Genomic DNA, 20,119 nt, shown 5'->3' with positions numbered 1-20,119 from the left:
CGGTTTAGCGATTTTCCAGGCTTGCAGCGCGAGCGTATGGCAGAGCGCTTTCAGTGCCTTTCAAGGCTGATTCCTGTGCGTGTTGGCGCAAGTAGCCTGGAAGACGCTGGTCCTGCGATTGCCCTTGAAGTACACCGTTGGCCATAGGGCCAGTGGTGTCAGAGCTTTCCTTGTAGCCGGCCAGTACAGCTGGACCTTTGACTTGCGGACCGGCCATGACCGGCTGCTGAGTCTGTTGGGCCAGTTCGGCACCAGCAATTTCGTCTTGGTTGTACAGGCGAACACCAGCAAGCACTGCAACTGTCACCGAGGCAGCGACTGCCAGGCGACCCAGGCTACGCCAAGGACCACGAGCAGCTTTTGCCGGAACGGCTTCATCGGCCAGCGCAGCAGAAACAGCCGCAGCAATATCCAGACGAGGGATTAGAAGATCCTTATGCATCACCGCCCGAGCGACTTGGTAACGAGACCAGGTGTCACGGGTTTCGGCATCATCAAATGCGTTGAGCACTCGACGAAGTTCCAGTTCATCCGCTTCGTTATCCATCACTGCGGACAGCGATTCCTGCAGGGCATCACGACTCATGGCGGTTCCTCTCTTGGCTGTCGCCGCTGTCTTTAGTTTTCCTGCAACAAAGGTTGCAAGGCTTTATCGATGGCTTCCCGGGCCCGGAAAATCCGTGACCTCACAGTCCCCACCGGACACTGCATGACGCTCGCAATGTCTTCGTAACTCAGACCATCGAATTCACGTAAAGTTAACGCCGTACGCAAATCTTCTGGCAGTTGCTGAATTGTGCGATGTACGGTGCCTTCGATCTCGTCGCGCAGCAATGCACGCTCCGGCGACTCGAGATCTTTGAGGCCGTGATCACCATCGTAAAATTCTGCATCTTCTGAACTTACATCGCTATCTGGTGGGCGGCGTCCGCGAGACACCAGATAGTTCTTCGCCGTGTTGATGGCGATGCGGTACAGCCACGTGTAAAACGCACTATCACCGCGGAAATTGCCCAGTGCACGATAAGCCTTGATAAAGGCCTCTTGTGCAACGTCCTGCGCTTCATGGGTGTCGTGCACAAACCGCACGATCAACCCGAGAATTTTGTGCTGGTATTTCAGCACTAGCAGATCAAATGCTCGCTTGTCGCCGCGCTGAACGCGCTCGACGAGCTGCTGATCCTCTTCCTGGGTTAGCATGAACACTCCTCGTTGTACTTGAAGGAGGCTTGCATAACTAAACGATCAGGCTTGCAAACATAGACTCGGACTTTTCGCAAAAGTTCTCCCCCTTCAAGCAAGTTTCCGGCATGCACTGATTTGGCACACACGAAAAACGCAGCGCGGGCAACGCCGGCTGCGCGAATAATCTTGTCGCCGGTTTTCTGACGCGTCCAATGCTCCCGACGGGCCAATAAACTCAACGTTTCCCAGCTTTCGGGCAACCTGCTATTGAGTCGGGGCTTATGCAAAAAGTTCCCGCTTCAACAACCGGCTGATTTTACCCGAGCTGCGCACCGTAATCTCACATTGCCACGAATGCCCGGCTATTGTGCCGCTCCCCCCCTCTATATACTAGTGGCCCGTGTGACCCTTTGATTCGCCGATCCAGGCCTCCTGTCTGCGCCTGACCTTTGGATCGCTTTTTGCGGAATCCTTCAAATGAGCCAACAGTTTCAACACGATGTCCTGGTGATCGGCAGCGGCGCGGCAGGATTGAGCCTAGCGCTGACCCTTCCCAGCCATCTGCGCATTGCGGTCCTGAGCAAAGGCGACTTGGCCAACGGCTCCACATTCTGGGCCCAGGGTGGTGTGGCCGCCGTGCTGGATGATACCGACACGGTGCAATCCCACGTCGAAGACACCCTCAACGCTGGCGGTGGCCTGTGCAACGAAGATGCGGTGCGATTCACCGTCGAGCATAGCCGCGAGGCGATCCAATGGTTGATCGATCAAGGCGTGCCGTTCACCCGCGACGAACACGCGAGCAGTGACGACGGCGGCTTCGAATTCCACCTCACGCGCGAAGGCGGCCACAGCCACCGCCGCATCATCCACGCCGCCGACGCCACCGGCGCCGCGATCTTCAAGACCTTACTCGACCAAGCCCGCCAGCGTCCCAACATCGAGTTGCTGGAGCAGCGCGTCGCCGTTGACCTGATCACCGAAAAACGCCTGGGCCTGGACGGCGAGCGCTGCCTCGGCGCCTACGTGCTCAACCGTTCCAGCGGCGAAGTCGACACCTATGGCGCACGTTTCACCATTCTCGCGTCAGGTGGTGCGGCCAAGGTCTACCTCTACACCAGCAACCCCGACGGCGCTTGCGGCGACGGTATTGCCATGGCCTGGCGTTCGGGCTGCCGGGTGGCGAACCTGGAATTCAACCAATTCCACCCCACCTGCCTTTATCACCCGCAAGCCAAGAGCTTCCTGATCACCGAGGCGCTGCGTGGTGAAGGTGCACACCTGAAACTGCCGAATGGCGAACGCTTCATGCAGCGTTTCGACCCGCGCGCCGAACTGGCCCCGCGCGATATCGTCGCCCGCGCCATCGACCATGAAATGAAGCGCCTGGGTGTCGACTGCGTGTACCTGGACATCAGCCACAAACCCGAAGACTTCATTAAGACCCACTTCCCCACGGTCTATGAGCGCTGTCTGGCGTTCAATATCGACATCACCAAAGGCCCGATCCCCGTCGTGCCCGCCGCGCACTACACCTGCGGTGGCGTGATGGTCGACCAGCACGGCCGCACCGACGTGCCCGGCCTGTACGCGATTGGCGAAACCAGCTTCACCGGCCTGCACGGCGCCAACCGCATGGCCAGCAATTCGTTGCTCGAATGCTTTGTCTACGCGCGCTCGGCGGCGGCAGACATTCTCGACCAACTGCCGCACATCCCGGTGCCGACCGCCCTGCCCCGCTGGGATGCCAGCCAGGTCACAGATTCGGACGAAGACGTGATCATCGCGCACAACTGGGACGAGCTGCGGCGGTTCATGTGGGACTACGTGGGGATCGTGCGCACCAACAAGCGCCTCCAACGGGCTCAGCACCGCGTGCGTTTGCTGCTGGATGAGATCGACGAGTTCTACAGCAACTATAAAGTCAGTCGTGACCTGATCGAATTGCGCAACCTGGCCCAGGTCGCGGAACTGATGATCCGCTCGGCCATGGAACGCAAGGAAAGCCGAGGCCTGCATTACACCCTCGACTATCCGCAGATGCTGCCAGAAGCCCGAGACACTATTCTGGTGCCAACCACCTTCGGCGGCTGAACTTCAGGCGTACCCGCAGGCGCCGATGCACATCGGCGACCTGCGAATCCCGTGGGACACAGACGGAACGCACCCGCCACTCGCCCTGAACCCGATAGCGCAATACGACAATCAGCGGCAACGCCAGGCTGTCGGGGCGCAACTGCACGCTGTGCCAACCGCGCTCATGACTGAACAACTGCCAGCCATCCTCATCGCGACGCAGGCCAACAATCGACGAACGGTGGGTCAACAGGACATGACGCGGCAGCACCCAGGCCGCATGGGCCAGGCATAACAGCACGCCAAGGAAAGCAAAGGGGGAATCGAGGACCAACAACGCACCCAGCGCGAATAGCTGGGCAAGCACATACGCCGCCAGCATTAGCCGTGAGGCCTGCCAGCGGCATTCAAAACGATTACTTGGGCTGAACACGGTCCAGAATGATCCGAACCATACGCTGCAGCTCAGGATCTTCCGATTCGGCGCGTTCCATGAACCAGCCGAACATGTCCTGGTCTTCGCATTCGAGCAGACGGACATAGAGGTCGCGATCTACTTTATTGAGCGTGGCGTACACCTCTTTGGTGAAAGGCACCAACAACACATCCAGCTCCAGCATGCCACGACGACTGTGCCAGTAGAGGCGATTGATTTCTACTTCTTCGACCATGGAGCGCTCCTCAAATAGCGCGCAAGTATACAGGCACCACGGCCCCGGAACAGCCGGCTTTGGTCGCACCATATGGAAACTATCCATTTGCCGGGCGCCCCTCTATGATGCACCCATGACTTTTTGACCTGCGATGACCCATGGCTGACTCCGCTTTTTTCTGCCCGCTGTCCCACGAAGGCGTTCTGGCCGTCCGCGGCTCCGACGCTGCCAAGTTCCTGCAGGGCCAGCTCACCTGCAACCTCAATTACCTGAGTGATACTCAGGCTAGCCTCGGCGCGCGCTGCACGCAAAAAGGCCGCATGCAATCGAGCTTCCGTATCCTCTTGCAAGGTGACGGAGTATTGATGGCGATGGCCACCGATTTGCTGGAACCGCAACTGGCCGACCTGAAGAAATACGCGGTGTTCTCCAAGTCCAAGCTCACCGACGAAAGCGCCGCCTGGGTGCGTTTCGGCCTATCGAACGCTGACCATGCACTCGCCAGCCTGGGTCTTGAACTTCCAGCCGAGACTGACAGCGTAGCGCGTGCCGACTTACTGATCGCCATCCGCGTATCCCCAAGCCGCGCCGAACTCTGGGTGCCTGCCGAGCAAGCCGACACTGTGCGCAGCCAACTGGCCGCTCACGTAAAAGAAGCAGACTTGAATGAATGGCTGCTGGGCCAGATCCGCGCTGGCATCGGCCAGGTCATGCCGCAAACCCGCGAAGTCTTCATCCCGCAAATGCTCAACCTGCAAGCGGTGGGCGGCGTGAGTTTCAAGAAAGGTTGCTACACCGGCCAGGAAATCGTCGCGCGCATGCAGTACCTGGGCAAACTCAAGCGCCGCTTGTACCGCCTGAGCCTCAACGCGGCTGACATGCCCGAGCCAGGCACCCCACTGTTTTCCGCCAGCCACAACAGCTCGATCGGCGAAGTGGTGATTGCCGCAAAAGCTGACCAAGCGATTGAACTTCTGGCCGTATTGCAAGCCGAAGCAGCCGATAGTGGCGATGTGCACTTAGGCACACTGGAAGGCCCAGGTTTACAGCTGCTTGAGCTGCCTTATACCCTCGACCGCGATCGAGAAATCCAGCGTTAGTCGCCGTACCTTTTTGCAGCACCCTAGAGATCATGAATGAACAAACTGGCGGAAAAAGTCCAACAGGCGTTGGTTAAGGCCATCAACAACGATGACCTGGTTCTGCCGACATTGCCGGAAGTGGCCCTGAACATCCGTCAGGCCGCTGAAGACCCGGAAATCAGCATCAGCCACTTGAGCAAAGTTATCGGTCGCGACACCGCGCTGTCGGCGCGCCTGATCAAAGTGGTCAACAGCCCGTTGTTACGCGCCACTCAGGAAGTCACCGACCTGCACACCGCCATCACCCGGCTGGGTACCAACTACAGCAGCAACCTGGCCATCGGCCTGGTGATGGAACAGATCTTCCACGCCCGCTCCGAAACGGTAGAACAGAAAATGCGCGATGTGTGGCGCCGCAGCCTGGAAGTAGCGGGCGTGAGCTATGCGTTGTGCCGCAGCCACAGTCAGCTCAAGCCGGACCAGGCAGCGTTGGGCGGCCTGGTGCACCAGATCGGCGTGCTGCCGATCCTGACCTACGCCGAAGACCACTACGAACTGCTGTCGGACCCGGTCAGCCTCAACCATGTCATCGACAGCATCCACCCGGTATTGGGCGACAAGTTGCTCGGTGGCTGGGACTTCCCGGAAATGCTGGCGAAACTGCCAGGCCAGTACCTGAACCTGGAACGCGACTCCGCCAGCCTCGACTACATCGACCTGGTGCAGATCGCCGTGCTGTATTGCCATCACGGCACCGATCACCCCTTGGCAAAGGTGGAAGTCTCCAACGTGCCGGCGATGAAGAAACTGCGGGTCGACCCCTACAGTGAAAAACTGCGCGCAGAGCTGGATGAAGCCCGCTTGATGTTCGACTGATCAACCGGCGATAAAACTTACCCGCACCTTCAACCCCGCCTGCGCACCATCGTGCAGGCTGATCTGCGCCAGATGGGCGCGGCAGATTTCGCCGACAATCGCCAGCCCCAGGCCTGAGCCCATGCCTTGCTGGCTGCGGCGGTAGAAGCGCTCGAACACCCGGTCGCGTTCATCCAGCGGAATACCTGGGCCGTCATCTTCCACCTCCAGTACCGCAGGCGCCGACACCCGCAAAATCACGTTGCCACCCGGTGGCGTGTGGGCCAGGGCGTTGTCCACCAGGTTGCTCAGCAACTCGTTCAGCAGCGTCGGCTCACCGCGCAACCACACCGGCTCGTCGGCCTCAAGCGCCAATGCCACGCCACGCGCATGGGCCAGGGGCGCCATGGCCATGCCCAGTTCACGGGCCAGCTGGCTCAGATCCAGCAACTGCGCCCCCCCTTCGGCAATCGCCCGCGCGCCATTTTCAATGCGTGCCAGGGACAGCAATTGATTGGCCAGATGGGTCAGGCGGTCGGTGCCCTGGGCGGCGGTTTCCAGGGTGCTGCGCCAGGTCGCCGGATCTTCCGCGCGCAGACCCAGTTCCAGCCGCGCCTTGAGTGCCGCCAACGGTGTACGCAGTTCGTGGGACGCGTCGGCAATAAACTGCGCCTGGCGTTCGAACTGCCCGCGCAGGCGCTCAGTGAAGTGGTTGAGGGAACGCACCAGCGGGCCGAACTCATGCTGCACTTCCACTAACGGCAAGGGCCGCAAGTCGTCGGGCTGGCGTTCTTCCACTGCCGTGCGCAAGCGCTCCAGCGGGCGCAGCGCTGCGCTTACGGCGAACCACACCAATAACAACGCGCCGATCGCAAGCATGCCCAAGCGCAGCAAGGTATCGGCCATCAGGCTGCGGGCCATGCTCACGCGCGCTTCATCGGTTTCGGCCACGCGGATTTCCGCCATGCCGTTCATATTCGGCTCGGAGACGGCCTTGAGCAGGCTGACCACACGCACCTGCTGGCCTTGGTACGTGGCGTTGTAAAACCGCGCCAGCGCCGGATAGTCATCGGTGCGAGGCGTGCCCGGCGGCGGGCCGGGCAGGTTCTCGTAACCGGAGATCAGCTTCTGGTCGATGTCATTGACTTGGTAGTAGATACGCCCGGCGCTGTCGTAGGCAAAGGTGTCCAGGGCGACATAGGGCACGTTGGCGCTGAGGGTGCCGTCCACTTGGGTCAGGCCGGCCGCTATGGTCCGTGCCGAGGCAAGCAAAGTGCGGTCATAGGCGGTGTCGGCCGCTTCGCGACCGTTCCAGTAGGCACTCATGCCACTGGCGAGCATCAACAGCACCAGCAACAGCGCCAAGTTCCACAGCAGGCGCCAGCGCAGGCTGCTGGGCTTATGCATCGCGGGCTTCCAGCAGATAGCCAAGGCCGCGGAAGGTCACGATGGCGATGGGCTGGCCATCGAGTTTCTTGCGCAACCGGTGCACGTAGATTTCGATGGCATCCGGGCTGGCCTCTTCGTCCAGGCCGAACACCTGGGACGCGAGTTGCTCCTTGCTCATTACCCGGCCCGGCCGCGCGATCAAGGCTTCGAGCACGGCTTGCTCGCGAGAGGTCAAGGTCATCAGCTCGCCGCCCACGGTGAAGCGCCGAGTATCGAGGTCGTACACCAACACGCCGCAGGTCTGCTGGCGCTCGCCGCCCAGCACGCTGCGGCGCAGCAGCGCCTTGACCCGGGCTTCCAGCTCCGTCAGTTCGAACGGTTTGGCGAGGTAATCATCGGCGCCCAGGTTCAGGCCATGCACGCGGTCTTTCACATCACTGCGTGCGGTGAGCATCAGCACTGGCAGATTTTTTCCGCGAGCGCGTAGACGCGCCAGCACCTCGAAACCATCCATGCGCGGCAACCCCACATCAAGGATCGCCGCCGCGTATTCCTCGCTGCTCAAGGCCAAGTCCGCGGCCACGCCATCGTGCAGTACGTCGACGGTCAAACCCGTGCTCTTGAGCGCCTGGGCGACACTTTCGGCGAGTTGCAGATGGTCTTCAACCAAGAGGACACGCATGGATTTCTACCTCGTTCATGGGTGGTCGATGCCACGCCTTGGCGGGCAGTTTACAGGCGCCGCCTGCCCTGTGAAGCCCGAAAACATTGAAAGGCAGCTGAAAGGTTAGTGAAAGCTTCGCCCTTTAGCATCCAGCCAAGGTGGGTCATGCCCGCCGAGCGACCAGATGAGTCGCGCCCGAAAAACGCCTCGATGCGTTTTCGCCAAAATAAGAACAATAACGGAGTGCAACACGATGCTGTCGACCCAGCCCCAGGCTTGCCCGCCTGTTCGTTTTTCCCGCCTGACCCACACCGCCCTTGCCAGTGCCGCAGCCCTTGCCGGCTTTTCGCCGCTTGCCCAGGCTGCCTTCTTTGAAGACAGCAGCGCGACCCTGGAAACCCGCAACATGTACTTCAACCGAGACTTTCGCGACGGCACCAGCGCACAGCAATCCAAGCGCGACGAATGGGCCCAGGGCTTCATGCTCAACCTGCAATCGGGCTACACCGACGGCACCGTCGGTTTTGGCGTCGACGCGCTGGGCATGCTCGGAGTCAAACTCGACTCCAGCCCCGACCGCACCGGTACCGGCCTGCTACCGACCCATGACGATGGTCGCGCCGCCGATGAGTACTCCAAGCTGGGTTTGACCGGCAAGGTGAAGATCTCCGCCACCGAGCTGAAGATCGGCTCGCTGATGCCTGAACTGCCGATCCTCAAGCCCAACGACGGCCGCATCCTGCCGCAGACGTTCAACGGCGGCCTGCTGACTTCCAAGGAGTTCAAGAACCTGACGTTCACCGGCGGTCGCCTGGACAAGGCCAAGGACCGCGACGACAGCAATTACGAGGACATCGCCCTCAACAACAAGAACAGCCGCTTCCTCAGCGGAGCCACCGGCAAGCATTTCAACTTCGGTGGCGTGGACTATAAGTTCGCCGACAAGATCACCGGTAGCTACCACTTCGCCCAGCTCGACGACGTTTACCGCCAGCACTTCCTCGGCCTGGTGGCCGCACGCCCGATGGGCCCCGGCACCTTCGCCACCGACCTGCGCCTGGCTATCAGTGATGACACCGGTGCTGCCCGTGGCGGCAAGATCGACAACACCTCCCTCAACGGCCTGTTCAGCTATGCCCTCAATGGCCATAAGCTCAGCGCCGGCTACCAGCACATGTCCGGCGACAGCGCCTTCCCGTATGTGGATGGCAGTGACCCGTACCTGGTCAACTTCGTTCAGATCAACGACTTTGCCGGCGCCGACGAGCACTCCTGGCAGGCGCGCTACGACTACGACTTCGCCAAGCTGGGCATTCCCGGCCTGAGTTTCATGAGCCGTTACCTGTCGGGTGACAACATCAAACTCAAGAACGGCGAGACCGGTAAAGAGTGGGAACGCAACACCGAAATCAAGTACGTGGTGCAAACCGGCACGTTCAAAGACGTCGCTGTACGCCTGCGTAACGCCACGTACCGTTCCAACTATTCAGCCCGTGACGCGGATGAAATGCGCGTGCTGGTCAGCTACAGCGTTGCCCTTTGGTAAGTGTGCTCTGGAAGTAGAACCTCACAACAATAAAGACGGAGATAACCATGACCCTTTCACTGCGTAAATTTGCCCTCGCCGCCGGCTGCATGCTGTTCGCCGGCCAACTGCTGGCTGCCGATGAACCCAAGCGTCCGGAATGCATCGCCCCGGCCTCCCCCGGCGGTGGTTTTGACCTGACCTGCAAACTGGCGCAAAGCGCGTTGGTCAACGAGAAGTTGCTCAGCAAGCCGATGCGCGTGACTTACATGCCGGGCGGCGTGGGCGCGGTGGCGTACAACGCGGTGGTCGCCCAGCGCCCTGCAGATGCCGGCACATTGGTGGCCTGGTCCAGCGGTTCGCTGTTGAACCTGGCGCAAGGCAAGTTCGGTCGTTTTGATGAAAGCGCCGTGCGTTGGTTGGCGGCAGTTGGCACCAGCTACGGCGCCATCGCAGTGAAAAGTGATTCGCCCTACAAGACCCTCGACGATCTCGTCAAAGCCTTGAAGAAAGATCCGGGCAGTGTGGTGATCGGTTCCGGCGGCACCGTCGGCAGCCAGGACTGGATGCAAACGGCACTGATCGCTAAAGCCGCCGGGATCAACCCGCGCGAGCTGCGTTATGTCGCCCTCGAAGGTGGAGGCGAAATCGCTACTGCCCTGCTCGGCGGTCACATCCAAGTGGGCAGTACCGACATCTCCGACTCCATGCCGCACATCCTGAGTGGCGATATGCGCCTGCTGGCGGTGTTCTCCGAGAAGCGGCTGGACGAGCCAGAAATGAAGGACATTCCGACCGCCAAGGAGCAAGGCTACGACATCGTCTGGCCAGTGGTGCGCGGTTTCTACCTGGGGCCAAAAGTCAGCGATGCCGACTATGCCTGGTGGAAAGAGGCGTTCGACAAACTGCTGGCCTCGGACGAGTTCGCCAAGCTGCGTGACCAGCGTGAGCTGTTCCCGTTCGCCATGACCGGCCCGGAGCTGGACACCTACGTGAAGAAACAGGTGGCTGACTACAAAGTACTGGCCAAAGAGTTCGGCCTGATCCAGTAATCGCCCCGCCTTCCAAGTGCGGCCACGCCCTCTTTCACAAGGGGCGCGGCCCAGGAGTTCTACATGCTCTTACAACGCATTTTTGCCGCTGTGCTGTTGCTGGCCTGTGCCGGCCTTGCATTGATGGCTTGGCCGTATCAGGCGGCATTTTCCTACGAGCCGGTGGGGCCTCGTGCCTACCCGCTGCTGATGCTAGGGCTGATGAGCCTGGCACTGATCTACATGCTGTTTCGCCCGCAACCTACCAAGCACACCGAGGAAGAACCGGCGCTGGACCGCCAGACCCTGATCAAGATCTGCATCTGCGTAGCCCTGTTGATCGTGTTTGCCGCCACCTTCGAACCCCTCGGCTTCATTCTCAGCAGCATGCTGATCGGCATTCCCATGGCGCGTCTGTACGGCGGCCGCTGGGTGCCCAGCGTGGTGATCGTCAGCCTGATGGCCATTGGTCTTTATCTGCTGTTCGATAAAGCCATGGATGTTCCGCTGCCCCTCGGCCTGCTCGACGTTCTGGAGAACTGATATGGATACTTTCGGCTATTTGGGCCAGGGCTTCGGCGTTGCACTGTCCCCTTACAACCTGGTGACCGCCCTCTGCGGCACCTTGATCGGCACTGTGGTCGGCCTGTTGCCGGGCCTGGGCCCGATCAACGGCGTAGCACTGTTGATCCCCATCGCATTCGCCCTGGGCCTGCCGCCGGAATCGGCGTTGATCCTGCTGGCGGCCGTGTATCTGGGTTGCGAATACGGCGGCCGTATCAGCTCAATCCTGCTGAACATTCCGGGCGAAGCGTCGACCGTGATGACCACCCTCGACGGCTACCCGATGGCCCGTAAAGGCCTGGCTGGCGTGGCGTTGTCCTTGTCGGCATGGAGCTCGTTCATCGGCGCGTTTATCGCTACCTGCGGCATGGTGCTGTTTGCGCCGCTGCTGGCCAAATGGGCAATTGCCTTCGGTCCGGCGGAATATTTCGTACTGATGGTGTTTGCGATTGTCTGCCTGGGCGGCATGGCCGGTGACAAACCGCTGAAAACGTTTGTTGCGGCGCTGATCGGCCTCTTCCTCTCGGCAGTGGGTATTGACGCCAACAGCGGCGTGTACCGGTTTACCGGCGACAACATCCACCTCACCGACGGCATCCAGTTTGTGGTGTTGGTGCTGGGCCTGTTTTCCATCAGTGAAATCCTGCTGCTGCTGGAAAAAACTCACCGTGGCCAGGAAGCGGTGAAGGCCACCGGCCGGATGATGTTCAACCTCAAAGAAGCGGGTTCGGTGTTCGTGGTGAACATCCGCTGCGGCCTGCTCGGTTTCATCATGGGTGTACTCCCCGGCGCAGGTGCGACATTGGCCTCGGCCGTCGCCTACATGACCGAGAAACGCCTGGCCGGTGCCAGCGGCAAATTCGGCCAGGGCGACATGCGTGGCCTCGCCGCGCCGGAAACGGCCATCGGTGCTTCCGCCTGTGGCGCCCTGGTACCGATGCTGACACTGGGTGTACCGGGTTCGGGCACCACGGCGGTGATGATCGGTGCTCTGTCGCTGTACAACATCACCCCTGGCCCGCTGCTGTTCCAACAGCAACCGGACATCGTCTGGGGCCTGATCGCCTCGTTGTTTATCGCCAACATCATGCTGGTGATCCTCAACATCCCGATGATCCGCATCTTCACGCGCATTCTCGCCGTGCCGAACTGGGCGCTGGTGCCGGTGATCGCCATCATCACAGCGATCGGTGTGTACGCAGTGCACGCCACCACCTTCGATCTGTTCCTGATGGTGGGTATCGGCATCTTCGGCTACATCCTGCGCAAGCTGGATTTCCCGCTGTCGCCGGTACTGCTGGGCTTTATCCTCGGCGGCCTGATGGAGCAGAACCTGCGCCGTGCGCTGTCGATTTCCAACGGTGCGCTGGAAATCCTGTGGTCGAGCCCGATCACCTTTGGCGTCTGGGTACTGACCGCCATCATGCTGTTTGTACCGTTGCTGCGTATCTGGCGTAAACGTGCCCAACAGCGTCGTGCCGTGGCCGATGTCTGAGGTCACCTTTAAACAATGGTGGGGAACGCCGCTGGTCGGTCTGGCCGGCGGTTACCTGGCCAGCCTGGTCGGCTGGCCTTTGCCGTATATGGTCGGTTCGTTGCTGGCGATCATCCTCGTGCGTTGCCTCACGCCATGGCAGTTGGCGGAGATTCCCGGCGGGCGCAAATGCGGTCAATGGGTAGTGGGCATCGGCATCGGCCTGCACTTCACCCCGTTGGTGATTGAACAGGTGATGAGCCACTTCGGCCTGATCTTCTTCGGCGCGCTGGTCACCAGCCTGTCGAGCGTGGTCGGCGTGTGGCTGATGCGCCGCAGCGGTGAAGACCGCGCCACCGCGTTTTTCTCCAGCATGCCGGGCGGTTCCGGTGAGATGGTCAACCTCGGCGCACGCAATGGCGCGGTGCTCAGCCGCGTGGCAGCGGGCCAGAGCCTGCGGGTGCTGGTAGTGGTGTTATGTGTGCCGGCGATTTTCAAGTATTTGCTGGAGGGCGGCGCGCCGCAGTTTCATCCGGCACCGGTGAGTTGGGCGTGGCTGGCGTTGCTGTTTCCTCTGGGTGCGCTGGTAGCCTGGGGCTGGCAGCGTTTGCGTCAGCCAAACCCGTGGTTGTTCGGCCCCTTGTTGGTGAGTGCCACCGCCAGCGTGGTGTGGGACCTGCACATCGGGTTACCTGACGGCGGCAGCCAGATTGGCCAATGGCTGATCGGCAGCGGCTTGGGCTGCCACTTCAACCGTCAGTTCTTCCGGCGCGCTCCGTCGTTCATGGTTCGCACCTTGATCGGCACGGCGTTGACCATGGCGCTGGCGACGCTGGCGGCGGTGGGCTTGAGTGCCCTCACCCACTTGGACCTTCGCTCATTGACCCTGGGCATGATGCCCGGCGGCATCGCCGAGATGAGCCTCACGGCCGAAACCCTGCAACTGTCGGTGCCGCTGGTGACGGCGATGCAGGTAATGCGATTGTTGTTTGTGCTGTTTTTGGCGGAGCCGTTGTTCCGGCATTGGAACCGCCAGCCGATGCACTAAATAGACGCCTTTGCCTGGCACCCAGATGAAACTTTGCTACCATCTGCGGCTTCGGAAGAGGTGGATTCCATGCATATTCAAAAGTTACAGATAGAGAACTTACGGTCTTTTAAGGCCGTAGGGCTCGACTTCAATGTGCCCGCCACAAGTAACTTACAAATCCAATACCCTAACGTGAATGTCTTGCTGGGAGATAACGGCCTCGGCAAGACCAGCGTATTGCGTGCAGTCGCATTGTCGGTGTTGGGGCCTTTGCTCAGCGGAGGGTCCGGCTTTGTTCCCGAAGGCCTGGTTCGTCGTACTGACGCCGCTGAAAAAAAAACGCCTCCCGCCACCATTACTGCAACGCTCCTTTCGACTGACGAAGAAAAAAATCCGAAGCAGACAGACCACCCGCTGCCCGATCAATTTTCGCTGAAGACCCAAATCAGTTCCTTCGGCTCTACTGAGCGCATGCGCAGCAAAGTGTCCCCGCGCGATATCGAGAATACGGTCGAGTTTCTTCAGTTCAACGAAGACAATCCTGCGTTTTTCATTGTGGGTTATGGGGCGAGCAGAAGTGTTGAAGCCTCTGCCAGGGTAGATGAAAGTGCACGTAAAAAATCGCGCCTGCGCCGTTATGAACGGGTTGCCAGCCTCTTCGAAGAACACGTCACACTCATGCCATTGTCCTATTGGCTGCCTGAATACGCCAAAAGCAACAAAGGCCGATACACCCAAGTCATCAACCTGATAAACGATCTGCTGCCTCTGAACTGTCAAATTCAGAAAACGGTTCAGGAAAACGAAAACTTATTTGAAATGAACGGCATTGTGCTGCCATTCCGAGCCTTGTCCGATGGGTTCAGGGCTTATATTGGCTGGATAGGCGACATGCTGTTTCATGTCTGCCAGGGTGTCGCGACAGGGCTGAAACTAAGGGAAATGCGAGGTGTTGTAATGGTCGACGAAATCGATCTGCACTTACACCCTGAATGGCAAAAAGTGGTAGTCCCCACTCTGGCAAAAGCCTTACCCAATGTTCAGTTCATCTTCACCACCCACAGCCCATTGGTGGTGGGTTCATTGATGTCACAAAACCTCTTTTTGCTGAGTCAGGAGGAAGGTTCGACGCTCATAAAGCGGCTGCCCGAACATGTGAGGGGCAAGAGTTCCGAACAGATTCTGCTTTCGCCCTATTTCGGCCTGGACAGTACTCGCGCCGAGTCTACGTCAACCAAACTCAACGAACTGGCACGCAGTGCCGTTTCCGGGAATCGCGACGCCAGCGCCAACTACCTGAAACTTATGGCAACCGGCCTAGGGTTCGACCAGCCCCCGTCACCACCGACCACTTCTGCGCCTAAGCGAAGAAAGAACGGGGAAGGCGTCAAGAAATGATCCGTTATCCAATCCTGGAGAAAGATCTCATTGCACAAATCAAAGAGCGGAATAAAACCTGGCTTGGCCGTGCCAAGGCACGTACTGGAACTTACGTGGCTGCCGGTAAATACACCGGCGGTACTGAGTTCTGGGGCCAGATAAAAACCGTCTATATAGCGCTGCAATATGAAAAATGCGCATATTGCGAAACCAAACTTCAGGGTTCGGTGCTGGCGAGCAAAGTCCACGAAGTGGAGCACTATCGCCCCAAGTCCAGTATCCAGGCCTGGCCCATACACCTTAACTGGGCCACCGGCGCAGCGAGCCCAACGGGGTACTACAAGCTCGCTTATCATCACTTTAACTATGCGATTGCCTGCACCCGTTGCAACTCAACCCTGAAATCAAACTTTTTCCCCATTCGCGGCCATCGCGATGTGCAAGGTTCCGACCCCGCACAAATGGGCAACGAGTTAGCGCTGCTGCTCTATCCGATCTCAACGGTTGACGTGGACGACCCGCAAACGATCATTACTTTTGATGGCGTATTAGCGGTTCCGGCGCAGCAAAACGGGCACGCCTATGAACGGGCGGTCACCAATATCGAATTTTTCCAGCTGAACCATGAGGACCTCACCTCACGGCGAGCGCTTGCACTGATAGAGCTCTGGGTTGCGCTGGAAGCCTTGGCGGCGGACAAAACCGACGTCGCGACGCGAAAGGTCGCACAGCAACTGGTGACCTTCAAATGCAGCGCCCAGAGTGAGTTCACCGCTTGTAACCTTGCTTTCCGACAGCTCTACCAATCCGATTACAACGCCGCCAAACAGATGGCTCTCTTACTGGCGCAAGCCCTCCCGGAATAACCCAAGCCCCCTCACAGCGGCGGCAGCCGCCACTCAATCGGCGTCTCGCCATTCTGCTCAAGAAACTTGTTGGTACGGCTGAAATGCCCGCACCCCAGAAACCCTCGATACGCGGACAGCGGCGACGGATGCACTGACGTCAGTACTAAATGCTTGGTGGCGTCGACCAGTTTCTGCTTGCCTTGTGCATGGGCGCCCCACAACAGGAACACCAAATGCGGCTGGTGCTCGCTGACCACTTCGATAATCCGATCGGTAAAGAACTGCCAACCCTTGCCCGCGTGGGCGTTGGCGTTGGCGCGCTCCACGGTCATGGTGGTGTTGAGCAACAACACGCCTTGGTCGGCCCAGCTTTGCAGGCAGCCATGGTTGGGGATGTCGATGTTCAGGTCGCGCTTGAGCTCTTTATAGATGTTGGCCAATGACGGCGGCGTCGGCACGCCCGGTTGCACCGAGAAACACAAACCGTGGGCCTGGCCGGGGCCGTGGTACGGGTCCTGGCCGAGGATCACGACCTTGACCTTGTCCAGAGGCGTGGAGTTGAGCGCATTGAAAATCAGCGGGCCGGGCGGGTAGATCTCTTTGCCGGCTACGTGCTCCAGGCGCAGGAACTCGCGCAACTGAGCCATGTAGGGCTTATCGAACTCATCACGCAGGGCGTGTTTCCAGCTGGGTTCGAGTTTGATACGGTCGCCTTCGGTCATAGTTGAATTGTCTTGTAAAAAAGAATGAGGCGAACCCTAGGAAAGCCGGCCTTGCTTGTCAATTGATCTGACACACCATCGGCACTTTCCCACGAAGCGATCATACTGATCCTTCACCCTCCCGAATGAGGTCACAATGAACCTGCACTTCGAAGAGCTCACCGGCAGCGACGGCGCCCGCGTCGGCATCGCCAGCCTTGATGCTGAAGCATCCCTCAACGCCCTGTCCCTGCCGATGATCCTGGCCTTGAGCGATCGCCTGGATGCGTGGGCCAAAGACCCGAACATCGTCTGCGTGCTGCTGCGCGGTAACGGGCCCAAGGCCTTTTGCGCCGGTGGCGAGGTACGCAGCCTGGCAATGGCCTGCCTCGAACAACCCGGCGAAGTGCCCGCCCTGGGTGCACAGTTTTTTGCCGCGGAATACCGCCTCGACTACCGCCTGCATACGTACCCTAAACCGCTGATCTGCTGGGGCCACGGGTATGTGCTGGGGGGTGGCATGGGCCTGCTGCAAAGCGCGGCCATACGCATCGTCACGCCGAGCAGTCGCCTGGCGATGCCCGAAATCAGCATCGGCCTGTACCCGGATGTGGGCGCCAGTTGGTTTCTGTCGCGCCTGCCGGGCAAGCTCGGTCTATTCCTGGGCCTCACCGGCGCGTACATCAACGGCCGTGACGCCTTGGACCTGGGTCTGGCCGACCGTTTCCTGCGCGACGATCAACAGGACGAACTGCTTGATGGCCTGCTGCAACTCAATTGGCAGGAACAGACCGCGATGCAACTCAACAGCCTGCTCAAGGCCCTGGCCCAAGAGGCTGTCAGCCAGCAGCCCGAAGCCCAATGGCTGCCGCGCCGAGCGCAAATCGACGAATGGCTGGACGTGGGCAATGTGCGCTGTGCCTGGCGAGCGTTGAGCCCACTGCGGGACCACGCCGACCCGCTGTTCAGCCGCGCCGGCAAGACTCTGAGCGAAGGCTGCCCGCTGACCGCACACCTTGTGTGGGAACAGATCCAGCGCGCACGGCATTTATCCCTGGCCCAAGTGTTCCAGATGGAATACACCCTGAGCCTCAACTGCTGCCGTCACCCTGAATTCAGCGAAGGGGTACGCGCGCGGTTGATCGATAAAGACCAGAAACCCCATTGGCATTGGCCGGATATCAATACAGTCCCGGACGCCGTGGTACAGGCGCACTTTCATAAGGCGTGGGAAGGTCGCCATCCGCTGGCGGACTTGTCCGATTACTGATTGTTTTCTCCCACAAAAAACGGCGCTTCCTGCGCCGTTTGCATTCAACTCAGATCAACGGTGACCGCCGCGGCCACCGCCATGACCTCCATCGCGCCCATCGCGTCCATCGCGTCCGTGCCTGCCATTACCCCCATGTTCGCCCCAGCCCTGGTTCGGATAAGGCCGGTAACCGGCCCTCGGCCCAGCCGGGTAATAGCGTGGTGCCGGCTGGTAATAACGCGGCGCCGAGTAGTAACGCGGTGCTGGTGCGTAATAGCGCGGCGACGGGTAGTAATCACGGCGATATTGATACGCCGAGCCACCCCCGTAGTAATACGCCGGCGCCGGTGAGGTATAGACCTCGGATCGATAGTAGCTCTGGCCTCCATCGTAGTAGGGCACACAAGCGGAAAGGGTCAGACCGAGTAAAGCGCTGAGCAGCAGTCGTCGATACATGGCGGCCTCCTGGACCGCGAAAGAGCACCTCCAGCGACGCGGGAGGGCGGCATTCAGCTTTCACTGAATGACGAAATATCTGACATCAAAAACCGAATCTGGTGCGTTTTGGTAACAGATTGATACATCTGCATCCGCCAGATTTGTCATCCGCCCAAAATTGCCCATTGGTCGGAGTTTTTAACTGGATGGAACATTTTTGGATGTATTGAAACTTTAAATAATTGGATAGTGTCACTATGACATCGCACAATGCCAAGGAGGCTCTAGCGCGAGCACTCTACCCATATGACCTCGGATTTAAGCCATGAAGATTTCAACCAAACTGTTGCTCTCCTTTCTACTGTGCGCAGTCGTCACCCTGGGCGTGGGTTTACTGGGTATCAAGGGTGTGGTTCGCCTCGCCAACGCACTCGAACTGACGTTTTCGAACAATCTGGTTTCCGTGAGCAACACCGCGGCCACCCTCAACGGCCTGGTCGCCCACAACCGGGGCTTATACCGGTTGATGGATGCCAGCCAGGGCAACGTGTCCCAGCAAGACCGCGACCGCGTGCGCCAGGACATCGCCAAAGAACTCACGAACAGCCAGGCTGCCTACAAGATCTACCGCGCCACCCCGTTGGAAGACGACGAACGGGCAGCAGGCGACAAGCTCGACCAGCTGTGGCCCGCTTACATCAGCAGCTCCGAACGCATCATGTCGATGCTCGAAAGCAATCAGCTCGACCAGGCCCGCGCACAGCTCAACAGCACCAACAATGAAATGTTCCGCCAGGCACGCGACTTGATCCGCGTGATGATCGAGTCCAACAACCGCCAGATCAAAGAAGGCTCCATCGCCGCTGATGAGCTGCGCGACAGCGCGTTGACCTGGATGATCAGCGGCATCGTGCTTGCTTTCATCATCGCCATCACCATTGGTGTGTTGATCACCCGCCTGATCACCCGCCCCATCGCCCAGGCCGTGGAGAGCGCACAACGCATTGCCAAAGGTGACCTGACCCAAGCCATCGTCACCGAGCGTACCGATGAAGCCGGGCAACTGCTGATGGCGCTGTCCGATATGCAGGGTGGTTTGAAAAGCACACTGATGGAAATCGCCAACGCTTCTGACCAGTTAGCGTCGGCCGCCGAAGAACTGAGTGCGGTCACCGATGAAAGCAGCCGTGGCCTCACCCGCCAGAATGACGAAATCCAACAAGCCGCCACCGCCGTCAACCAGATGACCGCCGCGGTGGACGAAGTGGCAAGCAACGCCGTGTCCACTTCAGAAGCCTCGCGCCAAGCCACCACCGAAGCCGAAGAGGGCCGTGAGCAAGTGGCCCAGGCCGTGTCCGGCATGGGTTCGATGGTGGTCGAGATCAACGACTCCACCCAATCGGTCGCCGATCTTGCCGGCCAGGTCCGTGAAATCGGCAAGGTGATCGATGTGATCCGCGGCATCGCCGACCAGACCAACCTACTGGCCCTCAACGCGGCCATCGAAGCAGCCCGTGCGGGCGAACAAGGTCGCGGTTTCGCGGTGGTCGCCGATGAAGTCCGCGCCTTGGCTCATCGAACCCAAATCTCCACGGTCGACATCGAAAAAATGATCGGCGAAGTGCAGGTCGGCGCCGATGACGCCGTGGCCGCGATGAACAAGAGCCTGACCTGGGCCAACAACACCCAGACCCTGGCACAGAACGCCGGTGAGGCATTGGAGCGCATCACCGCCAGCGTGGCGAAGATCAATGAGCGCAACCTGGTGATCGCCTCCGCCTCCGAGGAACAGGCGCAAGTGGCCCGTGAAGTGGACCGCAACCTGCTCAACATCCAGGACCTGTCGACCCAGACCGCCGCCGGCGCCCACCAGACCAACGCCTCCAGCCAGGACCTGTCACGCCTGGCCACCTCGTTCAATGTGCTGGTCAGCAAGTTCCAGCTGTAAGTAGCCTGCCGTGGGTTGGCGCTG

General features: G+C 59.8%; 20 protein-coding genes. 12 read left to right on the top strand and 8 right to left on the bottom strand.

The window, feature by feature from the left end; translation table 11 throughout:
* Positions 1–4 precede the first annotated feature (4 nt).
* Together BW43_RS09685 and rpoE are read right to left on the bottom strand one after the other, a co-directional pair.
* Entirely contained in the window at positions 5–586 is a 582-nt protein-coding gene (locus tag BW43_RS09685; RefSeq protein ID WP_032888545.1) for a sigma-E factor negative regulatory protein, read from the bottom strand.
* Positions 587–618: 32 nt separating this feature from the next.
* Positions 619–1,200: an RNA polymerase sigma factor RpoE gene (gene rpoE / locus BW43_RS09690; RefSeq protein WP_003172477.1), complete on the bottom strand. Its 582-nt coding sequence runs from the start codon at positions 1,198–1,200 to the stop codon at positions 619–621.
* Positions 1,201–1,662: 462 nt separating this feature from the next.
* On the opposite strand from rpoE, the gene nadB reads away from it, so the two are divergent.
* Entirely contained in the window at positions 1,663–3,279 is a 1,617-nt protein-coding gene (gene nadB / locus BW43_RS09695; protein ID WP_032888543.1) for an L-aspartate oxidase, read from the top strand.
* Here nadB and BW43_RS09700 read toward each other — a convergent pair.
* Together BW43_RS09700 and BW43_RS09705 are read right to left on the bottom strand one after the other, a co-directional pair.
* Positions 3,248–3,694: a protein YgfX gene (locus BW43_RS09700; RefSeq protein ID WP_032888542.1), complete on the bottom strand. Its 447-nt coding sequence runs from the start codon at positions 3,692–3,694 to the stop codon at positions 3,248–3,250. The two genes, nadB and BW43_RS09700, sit on opposite strands and share 32 nt — an antisense overlap.
* Complete coding sequence (locus BW43_RS09705) at positions 3,678–3,932, bottom strand: succinate dehydrogenase assembly factor 2 (RefSeq protein WP_032888540.1); 255 nt, start codon at positions 3,930–3,932, stop codon at positions 3,678–3,680. The genes BW43_RS09700 and BW43_RS09705 overlap by 17 nt, the downstream gene beginning before the upstream one ends.
* 140 nt (positions 3,933–4,072) lie before the next feature.
* Between BW43_RS09705 and BW43_RS09710 the strand changes: the two genes are divergently transcribed.
* Together BW43_RS09710 and BW43_RS09715 are read left to right on the top strand one after the other, a co-directional pair.
* Positions 4,073–5,014 (top strand): folate-binding protein YgfZ, encoded by a 942-nt coding sequence (locus tag BW43_RS09710; protein ID WP_032888538.1) that lies wholly within the window; start codon positions 4,073–4,075, stop codon positions 5,012–5,014.
* 36 nt (positions 5,015–5,050) lie between these two features.
* Positions 5,051–5,872, top strand: coding sequence for an HDOD domain-containing protein (locus BW43_RS09715; protein ID WP_032888536.1), 822 nt, complete (start codon positions 5,051–5,053; stop codon positions 5,870–5,872).
* Here the strand turns inward: BW43_RS09715 and BW43_RS09720 are convergent, their stop codons facing one another.
* Positions 5,873–7,258 carry a sensor histidine kinase gene (locus BW43_RS09720; protein ID WP_032888534.1) on the bottom strand — a complete coding sequence of 462 codons (1,386 nt, stop codon included), beginning with the start codon at positions 7,256–7,258 and terminating at the stop codon, positions 5,873–5,875.
* On the bottom strand, positions 7,251–7,922 hold the full coding sequence (locus tag BW43_RS09725) for a response regulator (protein ID WP_017736361.1): 672 nt from the start codon (positions 7,920–7,922) through the stop codon (positions 7,251–7,253). Before BW43_RS09725 ends, BW43_RS09720 begins: the two co-directional genes overlap by 8 nt.
* A gap of 235 nt (positions 7,923–8,157) precedes the next feature.
* Between BW43_RS09725 and BW43_RS09730 the strand changes: the two genes are divergently transcribed.
* The 7 genes from BW43_RS09730 (at position 8,158) to BW43_RS09760 (ending at position 15,774) form a co-directional block, all read left to right on the top strand.
* Entirely contained in the window at positions 8,158–9,450 is a 1,293-nt protein-coding gene (locus BW43_RS09730) for an OprD family porin (protein ID WP_032888532.1), read from the top strand.
* A gap of 41 nt (positions 9,451–9,491) precedes the next feature.
* The gene (locus BW43_RS09735; RefSeq protein ID WP_163033161.1) at positions 9,492–10,481 is read left to right on the top strand and encodes a tripartite tricarboxylate transporter substrate binding protein; all 990 of its coding nucleotides are present in this window, start codon (positions 9,492–9,494) and stop codon (positions 10,479–10,481) included.
* A 63-nt stretch (positions 10,482–10,544) separates the two neighbouring features.
* Complete coding sequence (locus BW43_RS09740; RefSeq protein ID WP_032888529.1) at positions 10,545–11,003, top strand: tripartite tricarboxylate transporter TctB family protein; 459 nt, start codon at positions 10,545–10,547, stop codon at positions 11,001–11,003.
* A gap of 1 nt (position 11,004) precedes the next feature.
* Positions 11,005–12,519: a tripartite tricarboxylate transporter permease gene (locus tag BW43_RS09745; protein ID WP_032888527.1), complete on the top strand. Its 1,515-nt coding sequence runs from the start codon at positions 11,005–11,007 to the stop codon at positions 12,517–12,519.
* Complete coding sequence (locus BW43_RS09750; protein ID WP_032889255.1) at positions 12,512–13,546, top strand: AbrB family transcriptional regulator; 1,035 nt, start codon at positions 12,512–12,514, stop codon at positions 13,544–13,546. The genes BW43_RS09745 and BW43_RS09750 overlap by 8 nt, the downstream gene beginning before the upstream one ends.
* 69 nt (positions 13,547–13,615) lie before the next feature.
* Positions 13,616–14,926: an AAA family ATPase gene (locus BW43_RS09755; protein WP_050442847.1), complete on the top strand. Its 1,311-nt coding sequence runs from the start codon at positions 13,616–13,618 to the stop codon at positions 14,924–14,926.
* Positions 14,923–15,774 carry a hypothetical protein gene (locus tag BW43_RS09760; RefSeq protein ID WP_032888525.1) on the top strand — a complete coding sequence of 284 codons (852 nt, stop codon included), beginning with the start codon at positions 14,923–14,925 and terminating at the stop codon, positions 15,772–15,774. The genes BW43_RS09755 and BW43_RS09760 overlap by 4 nt, the downstream gene beginning before the upstream one ends.
* A gap of 11 nt (positions 15,775–15,785) precedes the next feature.
* Here the strand turns inward: BW43_RS09760 and ung are convergent, their stop codons facing one another.
* Positions 15,786–16,478 carry a uracil-DNA glycosylase gene (ung, locus tag BW43_RS09765; protein ID WP_032888523.1) on the bottom strand — a complete coding sequence of 231 codons (693 nt, stop codon included), beginning with the start codon at positions 16,476–16,478 and terminating at the stop codon, positions 15,786–15,788.
* 136 nt (positions 16,479–16,614) lie between these two features.
* Here ung and BW43_RS09770 point away from each other — a divergent pair, with 136 nt between their 5' ends.
* The gene (locus tag BW43_RS09770; RefSeq protein ID WP_032888521.1) at positions 16,615–17,727 is read left to right on the top strand and encodes an enoyl-CoA hydratase/isomerase family protein; all 1,113 of its coding nucleotides are present in this window, start codon (positions 16,615–16,617) and stop codon (positions 17,725–17,727) included.
* 54 nt (positions 17,728–17,781) lie between these two features.
* On the opposite strand, the gene BW43_RS28435 is transcribed toward BW43_RS09770, so the two are convergent.
* Positions 17,782–18,165 carry a hypothetical protein gene (locus tag BW43_RS28435; RefSeq protein ID WP_081797748.1) on the bottom strand — a complete coding sequence of 128 codons (384 nt, stop codon included), beginning with the start codon at positions 18,163–18,165 and terminating at the stop codon, positions 17,782–17,784.
* 307 nt (positions 18,166–18,472) lie between these two features.
* On the opposite strand from BW43_RS28435, the gene BW43_RS09775 reads away from it, so the two are divergent.
* Positions 18,473–20,095, top strand: coding sequence for a methyl-accepting chemotaxis protein (locus BW43_RS09775; protein ID WP_032888519.1), 1,623 nt, complete (start codon positions 18,473–18,475; stop codon positions 20,093–20,095).
* Positions 20,096–20,119 lie beyond the last annotated feature (24 nt).

The sequence above is a fragment of the Pseudomonas sp. RIT357 genome, from assembly GCF_000632245.1.
Lineage (GTDB): Bacteria > Pseudomonadota > Gammaproteobacteria > Pseudomonadales > Pseudomonadaceae > Aquipseudomonas > Aquipseudomonas sivasensis.
Note: the sequence above shows the minus strand (reverse complement) of the source record. Positions and strands in the feature narration are given on the sequence as shown.